Source organism: Comamonas antarctica (genome assembly GCF_013363755.1).
GTDB classification, from domain to species: Bacteria; Pseudomonadota; Gammaproteobacteria; order Burkholderiales; family Burkholderiaceae_C; genus Comamonas; species Comamonas antarctica.
In genome coordinates, this window is record NZ_CP054840.1 from 3,644,162 (window position 1) to 3,657,483 (window position 13,322).

Annotated in this window: 13 protein-coding genes; 3 read left to right on the top strand and 10 right to left on the bottom strand. The window is 67.3% G+C overall.

Going from position 1 to position 13,322, the window contains the following annotated elements; all coding sequences use genetic code 11:
* The first annotated feature begins 22 nt into the window (after positions 1-22).
* The 3 genes from HUK68_RS16935 (at position 23) to HUK68_RS16945 (ending at position 3,701) form a co-directional block, all read left to right on the top strand.
* Positions 23-1,768 carry a Na+/H+ antiporter gene (locus HUK68_RS16935; RefSeq protein ID WP_175505258.1) on the top strand — a complete coding sequence of 582 codons (1,746 nt, stop codon included), beginning with the start codon at positions 23-25 and terminating at the stop codon, positions 1,766-1,768.
* Between the two features lie 98 nt (positions 1,769-1,866).
* On the top strand, positions 1,867-2,949 hold the full coding sequence (locus tag HUK68_RS16940; protein WP_175505259.1) for an AraC family transcriptional regulator: 1,083 nt from the start codon (positions 1,867-1,869) through the stop codon (positions 2,947-2,949).
* A 65-nt stretch (positions 2,950-3,014) separates the two neighbouring features.
* Entirely contained in the window at positions 3,015-3,701 is a 687-nt protein-coding gene (locus HUK68_RS16945; protein WP_175505260.1) for a glutathione S-transferase family protein, read from the top strand.
* Between the two features lie 6 nt (positions 3,702-3,707).
* On the opposite strand, the gene HUK68_RS16950 is transcribed toward HUK68_RS16945, so the two are convergent.
* The 10 genes from HUK68_RS16950 to HUK68_RS16995 all read right to left on the bottom strand — a co-directional run bounded on the left by HUK68_RS16950 (position 3,708) and on the right by HUK68_RS16995 (position 13,294).
* Entirely contained in the window at positions 3,708-4,373 is a 666-nt protein-coding gene (locus HUK68_RS16950; RefSeq protein WP_175505261.1) for an HAD family hydrolase, read from the bottom strand.
* A gap of 135 nt (positions 4,374-4,508) precedes the next feature.
* The gene (locus HUK68_RS16955) at positions 4,509-4,907 is read right to left on the bottom strand and encodes a YchJ family protein (protein WP_244146195.1); all 399 of its coding nucleotides are present in this window, start codon (positions 4,905-4,907) and stop codon (positions 4,509-4,511) included.
* Between the two features lie 11 nt (positions 4,908-4,918).
* Entirely contained in the window at positions 4,919-5,641 is a 723-nt protein-coding gene (locus tag HUK68_RS16960) for a DUF4197 domain-containing protein (protein ID WP_175505263.1), read from the bottom strand.
* Positions 5,642-5,755: 114 nt separating this feature from the next.
* Complete coding sequence (locus HUK68_RS16965; protein ID WP_175505264.1) at positions 5,756-6,883, bottom strand: acyl-CoA dehydrogenase family protein; 1,128 nt, start codon at positions 6,881-6,883, stop codon at positions 5,756-5,758.
* 49 nt (positions 6,884-6,932) lie between these two features.
* Entirely contained in the window at positions 6,933-7,604 is a 672-nt protein-coding gene (locus HUK68_RS16970) for an SDR family oxidoreductase (protein WP_175505265.1), read from the bottom strand.
* Positions 7,605-7,634: 30 nt separating this feature from the next.
* Positions 7,635-8,288 carry a pyridoxamine 5'-phosphate oxidase family protein gene (locus tag HUK68_RS16975; RefSeq protein ID WP_175505266.1) on the bottom strand — a complete coding sequence of 218 codons (654 nt, stop codon included), beginning with the start codon at positions 8,286-8,288 and terminating at the stop codon, positions 7,635-7,637.
* Positions 8,289-8,335: 47 nt separating this feature from the next.
* Complete coding sequence (locus HUK68_RS16980) at positions 8,336-9,517, bottom strand: acetyl-CoA C-acyltransferase (RefSeq protein WP_175505267.1); 1,182 nt, start codon at positions 9,515-9,517, stop codon at positions 8,336-8,338.
* A 48-nt stretch (positions 9,518-9,565) separates the two neighbouring features.
* Positions 9,566-11,383, bottom strand: coding sequence for a bifunctional isocitrate dehydrogenase kinase/phosphatase (aceK, locus tag HUK68_RS16985; protein ID WP_175505268.1), 1,818 nt, complete (start codon positions 11,381-11,383; stop codon positions 9,566-9,568).
* Positions 11,384-11,407: 24 nt separating this feature from the next.
* Complete coding sequence (can, locus tag HUK68_RS16990) at positions 11,408-12,070, bottom strand: carbonate dehydratase (protein WP_175505269.1); 663 nt, start codon at positions 12,068-12,070, stop codon at positions 11,408-11,410.
* Positions 12,071-12,109: 39 nt separating this feature from the next.
* The gene (locus HUK68_RS16995) at positions 12,110-13,294 is read right to left on the bottom strand and encodes an isovaleryl-CoA dehydrogenase (protein ID WP_175505270.1); all 1,185 of its coding nucleotides are present in this window, start codon (positions 13,292-13,294) and stop codon (positions 12,110-12,112) included.
* Positions 13,295-13,322: the final 28 nt, after the last annotated feature.

Consider the following 13,322-nt stretch of genomic DNA (forward strand, 5'->3'; position numbering starts at 1 on the left):
GGCCGCTGGGGACAATGCCTGGATGCACACTGTTGAAACCGTCTTGCTGGTACTGATGCTCGGGGCCCTGACCGGCATCGCGGCCAGATATGTCCGCGCCATTCCGCTGCCCCTGATTCAAATTGCGCTCGGTGCACTGATTGCGTGGCCGCAAAAGGGCTTGCACATTGCGTTCGACCCGGAACTGTTTCTGCTGCTGTTCATTCCGCCGCTGCTGTTTTCCGACGGCGCGCGCATTCCCAAACGCGAGTTCTTCGCGCTCTACAAGCCTATCCTGAAGCTGGCGCTGGTGCTGGTGCTGTTCACGGTGCTGGGCCTGGGCTATCTGATCCACTGGATGATTCCCGTCATGCCGCTCACGGTGGCCTTCGCGCTGGCCGCGGTGATCTCGCCCACCGATGCCGTGGCCGTGTCGGCCATCACGCGCAATCTGGGCATGCCCGAGAAAACCATGCATGTGCTGGAGGGCGAATCGCTGCTCAACGATGCCTCGGGCCTGGTGGCGCTGAAGTTCGCCGTGGCCGCGACCTTGACCGGGTTCTTCTCGTGGGGCGACGTCGCCAAGGAATTCACCTGGATGGCCGTCGGCGGCCTGGGCGTGGGCGCGGCGCTGGGCTGGGGCTTCAGCTATGCGCGCAGCGCCATCACGCGCCGCCTGGGCGACGTGGCCGCCACGCAGATGGTGCTGCTGCTTTTGCTGCTGCCGTTTGCCGCCTACATCGTCGGCGAGCAGATCGGCGTCTCGGGCATCCTGGCCGCCGTGGCCGCGGGCGTGGCCACCAATTTCGCCGACCTCGACCGCGGCAACTTCATCACCGAGCGCATGCAAAGCAGCGCCACCTGGTCGATGGTCGAGGCCGCGTTCAACGGCGCGATCTTCCTGCTGCTGGGCCTGCAGCTGCCGTCCATCATCGGCAGCACGCTGGTGGCAGCGGGTGACGAGTGGTGGATTCTGGTCGGCTATGTCGTGGTGATCTCCACGGCGCTGCTGCTGATGCGCTGGGTCTGGCTGATGCTGGGCGTGCAGGGCAGCCTGCGGCTGGCCCACCACGAGGGCAAGATGGCCGAGAAACCCTCGCGCCTGCTGACGCTGGCCACCACCGTGGCCGGCATCCGCGGCGCGGTGTCGCTGGCCGCCGCGCTGTCCGTGCCGCTGCTGCTGAAGAACGGCCAGCCGTTCCCGGCGCGCGACCTGCTGATCTTCCTGGCCACGGGCACCATCCTGTTCACGCTGGTGCTGGCCAGCATCGCGCTTCCCTGGATACTGCGCCACATGCCGCCGGCGCCCGAGCCCGAGACCGTGCGCGAGGAACGCCTGGCGCGCATTGCCGCCAGCCAGGCCGCCCTGGGCAGCATGATGCTGACCGAGGAACAGGCCGCGCAGCACGACGCCGACTGGCTGGCGCAGCGCCAGGAAGTCGTCGGCCGGCTGGCGCAGGAATACCGCAACCGGCTGAACCTGCTCGACGACAGCAGCACCTCGGCTTCGTCGGTCGAGGCGCAGAGCGAATCGCCCGAACTGGTGCGCCAGCGCAAGCTGCGCTACGTCATGGAACTGGACATGCGCATCCACTGCCTGCAGCGCGAGCGCGAGGTGCTCTACGCCGAACGCCAGGCGCACCGCATCAACGACGAGTCGCTGCGCAGCCTGGTCAATGAAATCGACCTCTCCGAAGTCGCCTTGCGCAAGCGCCTGGCCGTGGCCCGCCGCGCCGCCGGGCTGCCGCTGGCCGACGGCGAGGCGGTCGCAGGGCATTCCGCGCATTGAGCGGCGCAGGGTGGCGGTCGGTGGGCGGGGCATGATGCCAGCATAAGCTTGCAGCTTGCGCCGATCAGGCCACAAAGGTTGCAATAATTGCCAGCACCATGTCCACACCGGCTCTTGTCCGCCCACCCCAGCCCCTGGCCGCCCACGCGGCTGGCGGCCACCCTGCGCTGACGCCCATGGCCTTCGTGCAGGCCGTGGTGCAGGCCTATGCCGACCGCGGCATGAGCGCCGACGCGGCACTGCGCAAGGCACAAATTGCGCCACGCTGCGTTGCCGACCCAGCCGCGCGCATCACCGCCATGCAGATGGAGGCATTGTCGGATGCGGCCATGCGCGAGCTTGACGACGAGGCCCTGGGCTGGTTCAGCCGGCGCCTGCCCTGGGGCAGCTACGGCATGCTGGCGCGCGCCTCGATCAGCAGCGCCACGCTGGGCCTGGCGCTCGCGCGCTGGTGCCGCCACCACGGCCTGCTGGCCGACGACATCGCGCTGCGCCTGCAGACCCAGGGCGACACGGCCGAATTGGCGATCACCGAGCAGCGTCCGCTGGGCGCGATGCGCGAGTTCTGCCTGGTCTCGGTGCTGCGCAACATCCATGGCCTGGCCAGCTGGATGATCGATGCGCGCCTGCCGCTGCTCGAAGCCGGCTTTCCCTTTGCCGCGCCCGCGCATGCCGATGTCTACCCGGTACTGTTTCCCGTGGCCGCGCCCGCGGGCGTTCGCTTTGGCGCGGCCCGGGCCTCGCTGCGCTTCGACGCGCGCTGCCTCGCGCTGCCGCTGGCGCGCGACGAGGCCGCGTTGCAGCAGATGCTGCAGCGCGCGCTGCCGCTCACGGTGCGCCCTTACCGGCGCGAGCGGCGGCTGCTGCAGCGCGTGCGCCGGCTGCTGATCGCGGATGCGCAATCGCTGCACACGGCCGCGACGCTGGCCGGGGAACTCCACCTGTCGGCCCGCAGCCTGCACCGCCAGCTCAAGGACGAAGGCACTTCGCTGCAGGCCCTCAAGGACGGCGTGCGGCGCGAACGCGCGCTGGCGCTGCTGCACCGCACCAGCCAGCCCATCAAGCGCGTGGCGCTGGCCTGCGGCTTTGCCAGCGAGAAAAGCTTCATGCGCGCCTTCCGCCAATGGACCGGGGAGACGCCGGCGCAATACCGGCGCCGCAGCAGCGCCCTGCCCGGCTGAGCAGGCTGGCGCAATCCGCACCCTTTGCGGCGCGCTGTGTGCCCCGCGGCTTTCTAGACTGGGGCATGCCCGCCACCTCCATCCCCTACCAGCTGCACCACTGCGTCAGCGCCCGGTCGTTCCGCGCGCTCTGGATGCTGGAAGAGCTTGAGCAAGCCTATGAACTGCATATGCTGCCGTTTCCGCCGCGCGCGCTGGAACGCAGCTATCTCGCGCTCAATCCCCTGGGCACGGTGCCGCTGCTGCGCCATGGCGCGGCGCAGCTGACCGAATCGGCGGCGATCTGCGAATACCTGGCCGCGCGCCACCCGCAGGCGCAGCTGGCGGTGGGCCCGCACGAGGACGGCTTTGCGGACTATCTCAACTGGCTGCACATGAGCGACGCCACGCTGACCTTCCCGCAGACGCTGGTGCTGCGCTACACCCACTTCGAGCCGCCCGAGCGCCAGCAGCCGCAGGTGGCGCAGGACTATGCACGCTGGTTCCTGGCGCGGCTGCGCGCCGTGGAAGCCGCGGTGGAGCACCACGACTGGCTGTGCGGCGCACGCTTCACCGCCGCCGATGTGGCCGTGGGCTATGCGCTGATGCTGGCCGCGCACCTGGAACTCGCAGCCCAATGGGGACCGGCCACCACGGCGTACTGGCAGCGCCTGCAGGCCCGGCCAGCCTTTGCGCGCGCGCTCGCGGCCGAGCAGGGCGCGGCGCTGGCGCAAGGCGTGCCGGTCACGCCGTCGCCGCTGCTGCGGCCCTGACGCGCTTCAGGCGCCAAGCAAGGCCGGCAACTCGGCCATCGAGCGCATGACGCGCGCCACGCCCGCCTCCTGCAGCATCTGCGGCGTCGCATGCAGGATGGGATCGGGACAATAGCCCCAGACCGTGGCCCCCGCGGCAATGCCGGCCTGGATGCCCGGCATCGAATCCTCGATCACCAGGCAGCGCTCGGGCGCCACGCCCAGCGCCGCGGCCGCGGCCAGGTAGACATCGGGAAACGGCTTGGAGCGTGGCGTCTCATGGCCGCTGAACACCCGGCCCGTGAAGTACGGCGCCATGCCCACCTGCGTCAGCTGCATCTCGACCTTGAAACGGTCGGCGCCCGAAGCCACGGCAATCCGCCCCTGGAGCTGCGCATGCACTGCCTGCACCGCGCCCAGCGCACCGTCGATGGCCACCAGCTGCGCGCGCAGCTGGTCGTTGCGCCGCGCATAGAACGCGGCCATCCACTCATCGGTCAACGGCCGCCCGGTCGCCGCCTCGATGCGCGCGGCCTCGCTGCGCACCGTGCGGCCGATGAAGACCCGCATGCACTCCTCGGCCGAAATCGGCCAGCCCGACTCGTTGAGCATGGTGCACAGCACCGTATTGGTAATGGCTTCACTGTCGACGAGCACGCCGTCGCAGTCAAAAAGAATCGCGTCAAATTGCATTGCTTGCGCCGGCTGAGACCGGCCTTTTCCATGGAGATTCAAAATTCCCAACCGTGCGTGTTGCGCCCGTATCCCGTTCGTCCTGAGCCCGTCGAAGGATGAACGGCCTGTCCTGAAGCAGTCAGCACGGCCCGCTCAAAACTGCTCCCCATCCACATAGAACCAGCGCCCCTGCTCGCGCACGAAACGGCTGCGCTCATGCAGCCGCACCGCCCGCCCGGCCACGCGGTAACGCGCAACGAACTCGACTTCGGCGCGGTCCTCGCCCGTGACCTGAAAATGCTTCACACTGAGCCCCAGCCAACGCACGCCCGGCTCGAAATCCAGCGTCGCCGGCCGTTCGCTCGCATGCCAGGTGGCCTGCAGATAATCCGCCTCCTCCAGCACGAACGCGCTATAGCGCGAACGCATCAGATGCTCGGCATCGGGCGCGGGCGTGGTCTCGAAATGCGCCACAAAGCGCGCGCAGCAATCCGCATAAGACAACGCACGCTTCTTGCCGTCGAGCCGCCCGCAGGGACAGGCAGCTGCCATCCGCTGGTCCATCAACGCGCCCCGAACACTTTCTGCAGCAGCGCGCTGCCCGTGCCCACCGGGTCCCTGCGGATCTTGCGCTCTTCCTCGCCAATCATCAGGAACAGGCCGTCGAGCGTCTTGCCGGTCACATACTGCGGCAGATCGGCATCCTGGGCGCTGATCAGGCCGAGGCCCGCGGCCTTGCCCGCGAACTGGTTGTATTGCTGTATCAAGCCCACGTCGTCGGTGGCCTTTTTCACCACCGGCAGAAAACGCGTGTTCAGCGGCGCCCGGGTCTTTTCGGCAAAGAACGCCGTCACCGAGTTGTCGCCCCCCGCCAGAATTTTCCTGGCATCGGTGACGCTCATGGACTGCACCGCATTGACCAGCAGGTCCTTGCCCATGGGCACGGCGGCTTCGGCCGCGCGGTTGATGGCCGTCTCGAGTTCGGTGATGCGCTTGCCCTGGCCAAAGCGCTTCATCAGCTTGGCCGCATCGTCGAGATAGCCGGGCAGCGGAATGCGCACCTGGGGGTTGCCAAGAAAGCCATCGGGCCGTCCGAGCAGCGCCACCGCCGTTTCGGCGCCCTTGCTCAGCGCCAGCTTGATGCCATTGTTCGCATCGGTGGTCGACAACTGCGCCAGCGACAGCGCCTGGGCCTGCTGCCAGCTACCCAGCAGTAGCGCCGCTGTCGCGCCAGCGCTCCAGCGATGGCAGGTGCGGCGCGTCACGAGAACAGGGGAGATATGCATGCTGGAACCTTCTTCAAATTGCGGCCTGGCCCGGCCTGGCCGGGCTCTGCCAGTCCAGCCGCCATTTTGCCTGCGCGCATGCGACCCCGTTCGCCAAGGCGTCACGCCCTGCGCTTACAGCGCGCGCTGGATGATGATCTTCTGCACATCGCTCGTGCCTTCATAGATCTGGCACACGCGCACATCGCGGTAGATGCGCTCGACCGGAAAGTCGCTGACCACGCCATAGCCGCCCAGCGTCTGGATGGCCGCGCTGCACACGCGCTCGGCCATTTCGCTCGCAAACAGCTTGGCCATGGCCGCCTCCTGCAGGCACGGCCGGCCCGCATCGCGCAGGCTGGCCGCATGCCAGATCAGCTGCCGCGCGGCTTCGAGCTGCGTGGCACAGTCGGCCAGCCGGAAACCCACGGCCTGGTGCTGCAGGATGGGCTGGCCGAAGCTTTCGCGCTCCTTGGCGTACTGCACCGCCACCTCGAAGGCGCTGCGCGCCATGCCCAGACTTTGCGCCGCAATGCCGATGCGCCCGCCTTCGAGCGCCGACAGCGCGATCTTGTAGCCTTCGCCTTCCTCGCCAATCCGGTTGGCAGCGGGAATGCGGCAGCCCTCGAAGCGGATCTGCGCGGTATCGCTGCTGTGCTGGCCCAGCTTGTCCTCGAGACGTGCCACCACATAGCCCGGCGCGCTGGTCGGCACGAGAAACGCGCTCATCCCCTTCTTGCCCGCGGCCTTGTCGGTGACCGCGATCACGATCGCCACCTGGCCGTTCTTGCCGCTGGTGATGAACTGCTTGTCGCCGTCGATGAGATAGTCGTCGCCGTCGCGGCGCGCCGTGGTGCGCAGCGACGAGGCATCGGAGCCCGCATGCGGCTCGGTCAGGCAGAACGCGCCCAGCATTTCGCCGCGCGCCAGCGGCACCAGCCACTGCTGCTTCTGCGCTTCGCTGCCGTAGCGCATCAGGATGGCATTGACCGGGCAGTTGGTCACGCTGATCGCCGTGCTGGTGCCGCCGTCGCCGGCCGCGATTTCCTCGAGCACCAGCGCCAGGCTCAGCGTGTCGAGCCCGGCGCCGCCATAGGCCTCGGGCACGCAGATGCCATAGGCGCCCAGCGCGGCCAGGCCCTGGTGCATTTCCTTGGGAAAGTGGTGCTCCTTGTCCCAGCGTGCCGCATGCGGCCAGATTTCGGTCTGCGCGAAATCGCGCACCGCATCGCGGATCATTTCCTGGTCGGGGGTCAGCAGCATGTCGTTCGTCTCCGTTATGTGTCTTGTGTTGTTTCAGCTCCGCCGTGCTTCACCAGCTGTCGGCGCGCGTTCCGTTGTGGTGCAGCAGCCGGCCCGCATCGGCTGGCTGTGCGCCAGCCAGCGTGGCGCGCAGGCCCTGCACGCTTTCCTCGACCGACAGCGGCGCGCTGTCGCCGCCCATCGCGGTGCGCACCCAGCCCGGGTCCAGGGTCAGCAGCAGCGCGCCGGGCCAGCCGTGCTGGGCCGTGGCCACGGCCATGTTGAGCGCCGCCTTGCTGCAGCGATAAAGCCAGGAATGGTCGTTGTCCACATGGCCGATCTGGGCCATGCTGCTGGAGATGAACGCGAACTTGCCGCCCGCCGCCTCGACCATGGGCGCGACCTGCGGCAAGGCCTGCATCGCACCCAGCAGATTGGTGTGCATGACGCGGTCGAATTCCTGCTGCGTCGGCGGATTGGCCGAGCGCTGATGGTCCAGCACCCCGGCCACATACCAGGCATAGTCGAACTTCTCGCCGTCGAGCAGCCAGGCCAGTCCGCTGACCGACTGCGGCTGCGCCACATCGACCAGATGCACCGCCGCCGCGCCCAGCGCCAGCAGCCCGTCGCGGTCCTCGGCGCGGCGCACGGTCGCAATCACGCGGTCGCCGTTGTCGATGTACTGCCGCGCCAGCTCGTGACCAATGCCGCGCGACGCTCCAATCACCAATACCTGCGCCATGGCGCCCTCCCTGTAAAAAACGCCTGCGCCTCAGCGCGCTTCGCTGGCCTCGCCCAGCTGTGCAGGACCCTGCTCCTGCGCGATCTGATGGGCATAGCGCGCCACCATGACTTCCTGCGCTTCGGCCGGCGCCTGCAGGCCCACCTGTGCATGCACCATCTGGTTCATGCTGGGCATCGCCGTGCGCGCCACCTGCGCCTGCGGGCTCCACAGGCGCGAGCGCATCAGCGCCTTGGCACAGTGCAGGTAGGCTTCCTGCACGCTCACTTCGATCACCAGCCGCGTGCGCGCGCTGTCGCTGCGAAACAGCGCCGTGTAATGCGCCTCGTCGCGCAGCCGCGCCGTGCCGTTGACGCGCAGCGTCTCGTCGAACCCGGGCACCAGAAACAGCAGGCCGATGCGCGGGTCGCGCAGCAGATTGCTCAGGCTGTCGAGCCGGTTGTTGCCGCCGGCATCGGGCAGCAGCAGCGTGTTCTTGTCCGGCGCCTTGACGAAACCGGGCTTGCCGCCACGCGGCGACGCATCGAGCAGCGCGCCGTCGCTGCCCGCGGTCGACAAGATGCACAGCGGCGACAGCGCGATGAAACGCAGGCAGTAGCGGTCCAGATCCACCTGCTGCTTGAGCAGGGCCCGCTCCGTCGGCGCGTCATACAGCGCGCGCAGCTGCTCCTCATTGGTGATCACGTCGTGTTTCCTCTCTACGGCCCGCGGTGCGCGGGCCCGCGGCCAGCTTAAACCAGTTCGATGGCCATCGCCGTGGCTTCGCCGCCGCCGATGCACAGCGTGGCCAGGCCACGCTTCTTGCCGCGCGTCTGCAGCGCATGCAGCAGCGTGACCAGGATGCGCGCGCCGCTCGCGCCGATCGGGTGGCCCAGCGCGCAGGCGCCGCCATGCACGTTGACGATGTCATGCGGCACGTTCAGCTCGGCCATCAGCGCCAGCGGCACGACGGCAAACGCCTCGTTGATTTCCCACAGGTCGACATCGGCCACGCTCCAGCCGGCCTTCTTCAGCGCCTTCTGCGTCGCGCCCACGGGGGCCGTGGTGAACCATTCGGGCGCCTGCGCAAAGCTCGCATGCGACACGATGCGCGCCAGCGGCTTGCAGCCCAGCTCCTTGGCCGTCGATTCGCGCATCAGCACAAGCGCCGCGGCACCGTCGTTGATGCTGGAACTCGAGGCCGCGGTGATCGTGCCGTCCTTCTTGAACGCCGGCTTGAGGCTGGCGATCTTGTCCAGGCGCGCCTTGGCCGGGCCTTCGTCGACGCTCACCACCACCTCGCCCTTGCGCGTGGCGACGGTGACCGGCGTGATCTCGGCATCGAATGCCCCGCTTTGCGCCGCCGCCTGGGCCCGCTGCACGCTGGCGATGGCAAACGCATCCTGCTGCTCGCGCGTGAACTGGTACTTGGCCGCGCAGTCCTCGCCAAACGTGCCCATCGAGCGGCCCGGCTCGTAGGCATCCTCGAGGCCGTCGAGCATCATGTGGTCGAAGATCTTGTCATGGCCCATGCGGTAGCCGCCGCGCGCCTTCTTCAGCAGATAGGGCGCGTTGGTCATGCTTTCCATGCCGCCGGCGACCATCACGTCGCGGCTGCCGGCCACGAGCTGGTCATGCGCCAGGATCGTCGCCTCCATGCCCGCGCCGCACATCTTCGACAGCGTCACCGCGCCGGTGCTTTGCGGCAGCCCGCCCTTGAAGCCGGCCTGGCGCGCGGGCGCCTGGCCCTGGCCCGCCATCAGGCAGTTGCCGAACAGCACTTCCTCGACCTTCTCGGGCGCGACGCCGGCGCGCTCGACGGCCGCACGGATCGCCGCGCCGCCCAGGTCATGCGCCGCGAGATCGGAAAAATCGCCCTGGAAGGCGCCCATGGGGGTGCGGGCAGCGCCCACGATCACAATGGCTTCGGTCATCTCTCTTGTCTCCTCTTGGTTTGAAAATCGGATGGGTCGGGGCCGCGCTCAGTGCGCGGGAAGTTCGGCTTCGGCATTCCACGCGAAGCGCCGTTCGCGCTCATAGGGAAAGACATCGTGCACATGGCCCGCGCGGATGCGCTGCTGGTGCGCCTGCCAGAAAGCCGGCTCGAGCAGGTCGGCATGGTGCTGCATGAACACCTCGCGCACCGCCGGGTGGCCCAGCAGGAAGGGTGCAAAGCTCTGCGGGAAGACATCGCGCGGGCCGACCGGATACCAGATCTCGCCGCTCATCTCGTCCTCTTCGTTGCGCGGCTTGGGCACCTCGCGGAAGTTGCAGTCCGTGAGGTACTCGATCTCGTCGTAGTCGTAGAACACCACCTTGCCGTGGCGCGTCACGCCGAAGTTCTTCCAGAGCATGTCGCCGGGAAAGATATTGGCCGCGACCAGATCCTTGATCGCATTGCCGTACTCGACCACGCTGCGCGCGAGCTGCGCCTGCGCGCGCTCGTCCTGCGGCCCGGCTTCGAGCGCTTCCTGCAGGTACAGGTTGAGCGGCAGCATGCGCCGCTCGATATAGAGGTGGCGGATGATGACCTCGCAGCGGCCGTCGCCGTCGCGGTCGCTGATCTCGAGCTGGCTGGGCGCGAACTTCTCGATCTCGGCAATCAGCGCGTCGCCGAAGCGCTCGCGCGGGAAGGCCACCAGGCTGTACTCGAGCGTATCGGCCATGCGCCCGACGCGGTCGTGCTGCTTGACCAGCTGGTATTTGGCCTTGACCTGCTCGCGCGTGGTCTCCTTCTGCGGCGGGAAGTGGTCCTTGATCAGCTTGAACACATAGGGAAAGCTTGGCAGGTCGAACACCAGCATCACCATGCCCTTGATGCCGGGCGCAATGCGGAACTGGTCGCTGGAAAAGCGCAGGTGGTGCAGGAAGTCGCGGTAGAACAGCGTCTTGCCCTGCTTGGCCAGGCCCAGCGCGGTATAGATCTCGGCGCGCGGCTTGCGCGGCATCAGGCTGCGCAGGAAATGCACATAGCCGCTGGGAATCTCCATGTCGACCATGAAATAGGCGCGCGCGAAGCTGAACAGCGCCTGCAGGTCGTCCTCGCCGAACAGCGCCGCATCGATCACCAGCCCGCCGCGCGGCCCGTGCAGCAGCGGCAGCACCAGCGGCAGCTCGGCATAGCCGTTGATCAGCTTGGCGACCAGGTACGCGCCCTTGTTGCGGAAGAACAGGCTCGACAGCACCTGGATCTGGAAATTCGTGCGCTGGCGCTCCAGGATGCCCTGCGCGGCAATCGCCTGCTGCACGGCCGCCAGGTCGCGCGGCAGGTCTTCGAACGCGCGCTGCAAGCCGAAATCCTCGACCATCTGCCGCAGCGCCCCGGCCAGCGTCTGCTGCGCGGGATAGTAGGCGCGATAGGTGGGCCGCGCGCCCGGGTCATCGTTTTCGATGTACTCGGTGCTCATCGCGGGCCGCACGAAAATGAAATCGTTGTGGAAATGCGTGCGGTGCAGGATGCGCGTGGTCACCGAGTTGAAGAAGGTCTCGGCCAGTTCCGGCTGGAAATGGCCGACCAGCAGCCCGATGTAATGCAGCTTGACCTGCTGCCACACCGCCATCGGCAGCCCGCCCGCGGCAAACTCCTTTTCCAGGCGCCGCGTGCATTCCTTGACGCGCAGGTCATAGAACTCGATGCGCTCACGCTGCGCGCGCTGCTGGCCATGCCAGTCGGCGGTCTCGAAGCGGTGCTTGGCACGCGCCGACTCCGAACGGAACAGGCGGTAATGGCGGTTGAAACCATCCATCATCGCCTGGGCAATGCCAAACGCCTGCGGCGCATCGAGACGCTGGGGAAACATGGCGCAGGCTGCCTTTTGGCAGGATCAGCCGCGCTCGCGGCTGGCCACCAGGGCCACCGCCTGCCGATAAGCCGCCTCGGCGCCCTCGACCCCCGGCAGCGTCATCTGCAGGTTGTTGATCAGGCCGTCCTTGAGGCCATAGCACCAGCCATGCAGCGTGACCTTCTGGCCGCGCGCCCAGGCGTCCTGCATGACCGTGCTGTGCGAGATGTTCATCACCTGTTCGATGGCGTTCAGTTCGCACAGCGCATCGTGGCGCCAGGCCGCGGGCACCGACTCGAGCAGCTCGCGGTGCTTGTCGCGCACATCCTTCACATGGCGGATCCAGTTGTCGACCAGCCCCATGCGCAGGTCGTTGAGCGCGGCCAGCACGCCGCCGCAGCCGTAATGCCCGACCACCATCAAGTGCTCGACATGCAACTGATCGACGGCGTACTGGATGGTCGACAGGCAGTTCAGATCGCTGGGCACCACCACATTGGCCACGTTGCGGTGCACGAACACCTCCCCGGGCTCGAGGCCGGTGATCTGGTTGGCCGGCACACGGCTGTCCGAGCAGCCGATCCACATGTAGCGCGGCTTCTGCTGGGCCATCAGCCCGGTGAAGAAGCCGGGCCGTTCGTGTTCCACCTGGGCTGCCCATGCGCGGTTGTGGGCAAAGAGTTCGTCGATGGAAGTGGTCGTCATGTGGAATTCCTGTTAAACAAAAAGACAGGCGCGGGCCGCTCAGCAGGTCTCGGAAAACAATTCGCGGCCGATGAGCATGCGGCGGATTTCGCTGGTACCCGCGCCGATTTCATAGAGTTTCGCATCCCGCCACAGCCGGCCCAGGGGGTAGTCGTTGATATACCCATTGCCGCCATAGATTTGGACGCCTTCGCCCGCCATCCAGGTGGCCTTCTCGGCACACCACAGGATCACGCTGGCGCAATCCTTGCGCACCTGGCGCACATGCTCGCTTCCGAGGAGATCGAGGTTTTTAGCGACCGTATAGGCAAAGGAACGTCCTGCTTGCAGCACGGTGTACATGTCCGCGACCTTGCCCTGGATGAGCTGGAACTCGCCGATGCTCTGGCCGAACTGCTTGCGGTCGTGGATATACGGAACCACCGCATCCATGACGGACTGCATGATGCCCAGCGGGCCGCCGGTCAGCACGGCGCGCTCGTAGTCGAGCCCGCTCATCAGCACGCGTGCGCCGTTGTTCAGGCCGCCCAGCACGTTTTCCGCGGGCACCTCGACATTCTCGAACACCAGCTCGCCCGTATGGCTGCCGCGCATGCCCAGCTTGTCGAGCTTCTGCGCGACCGAGAAACCGGGCATGCCCTTCTCGATCAGAAACGCCGTGACGCCGCGTGCGCCCATCTGCGGCTCGGTCTTGGCATAGACCACCAGCGTGTCGGCATCGGGGCCGTTGGTGATCCACATCTTGCTGCCGTTGAGCAGGTAGTAGCCGCCCTTGTCCTCGGCCTTGAGCTTCATGCTGATCACGTCCGAACCTGCGCCCGGCTCGCTCATGGCCAGCGCCCCCACGTGCTCGCCGCTGATCAGTCGCGGCAGGTACTTGCGCCGCTGCTCGTCCGTGCCATTGCGGTTGATCTGGTTCACGCACAGGTTGCTGTGCGCGCCATACGACAGGCCCACCGAGGCGCTGGCGCGCGAGATCTCCTCCATGGCCACCATGTGCGCGAGATAGCCCATCTGTGCACCGCCCCAGGTTTCAGGCACGGTGATGCCCAGCACGCCCAGCGCGCCGAACTTTTCCCAAAGGTCCATGGGGAACTGGTCGTTGCGGTCGATCTCGGCGGCACGCGGCGCAATCTCGCGCTGTGCAAACTCGCGCACGGCATCGCGCAGCGCATCGATGTCTTCGCCCAGCTGGAAATTGAGGCCTGGAAGGTCAGCGGTCATGGTTTTGTCTCCGTTGGAATGGCGGTGG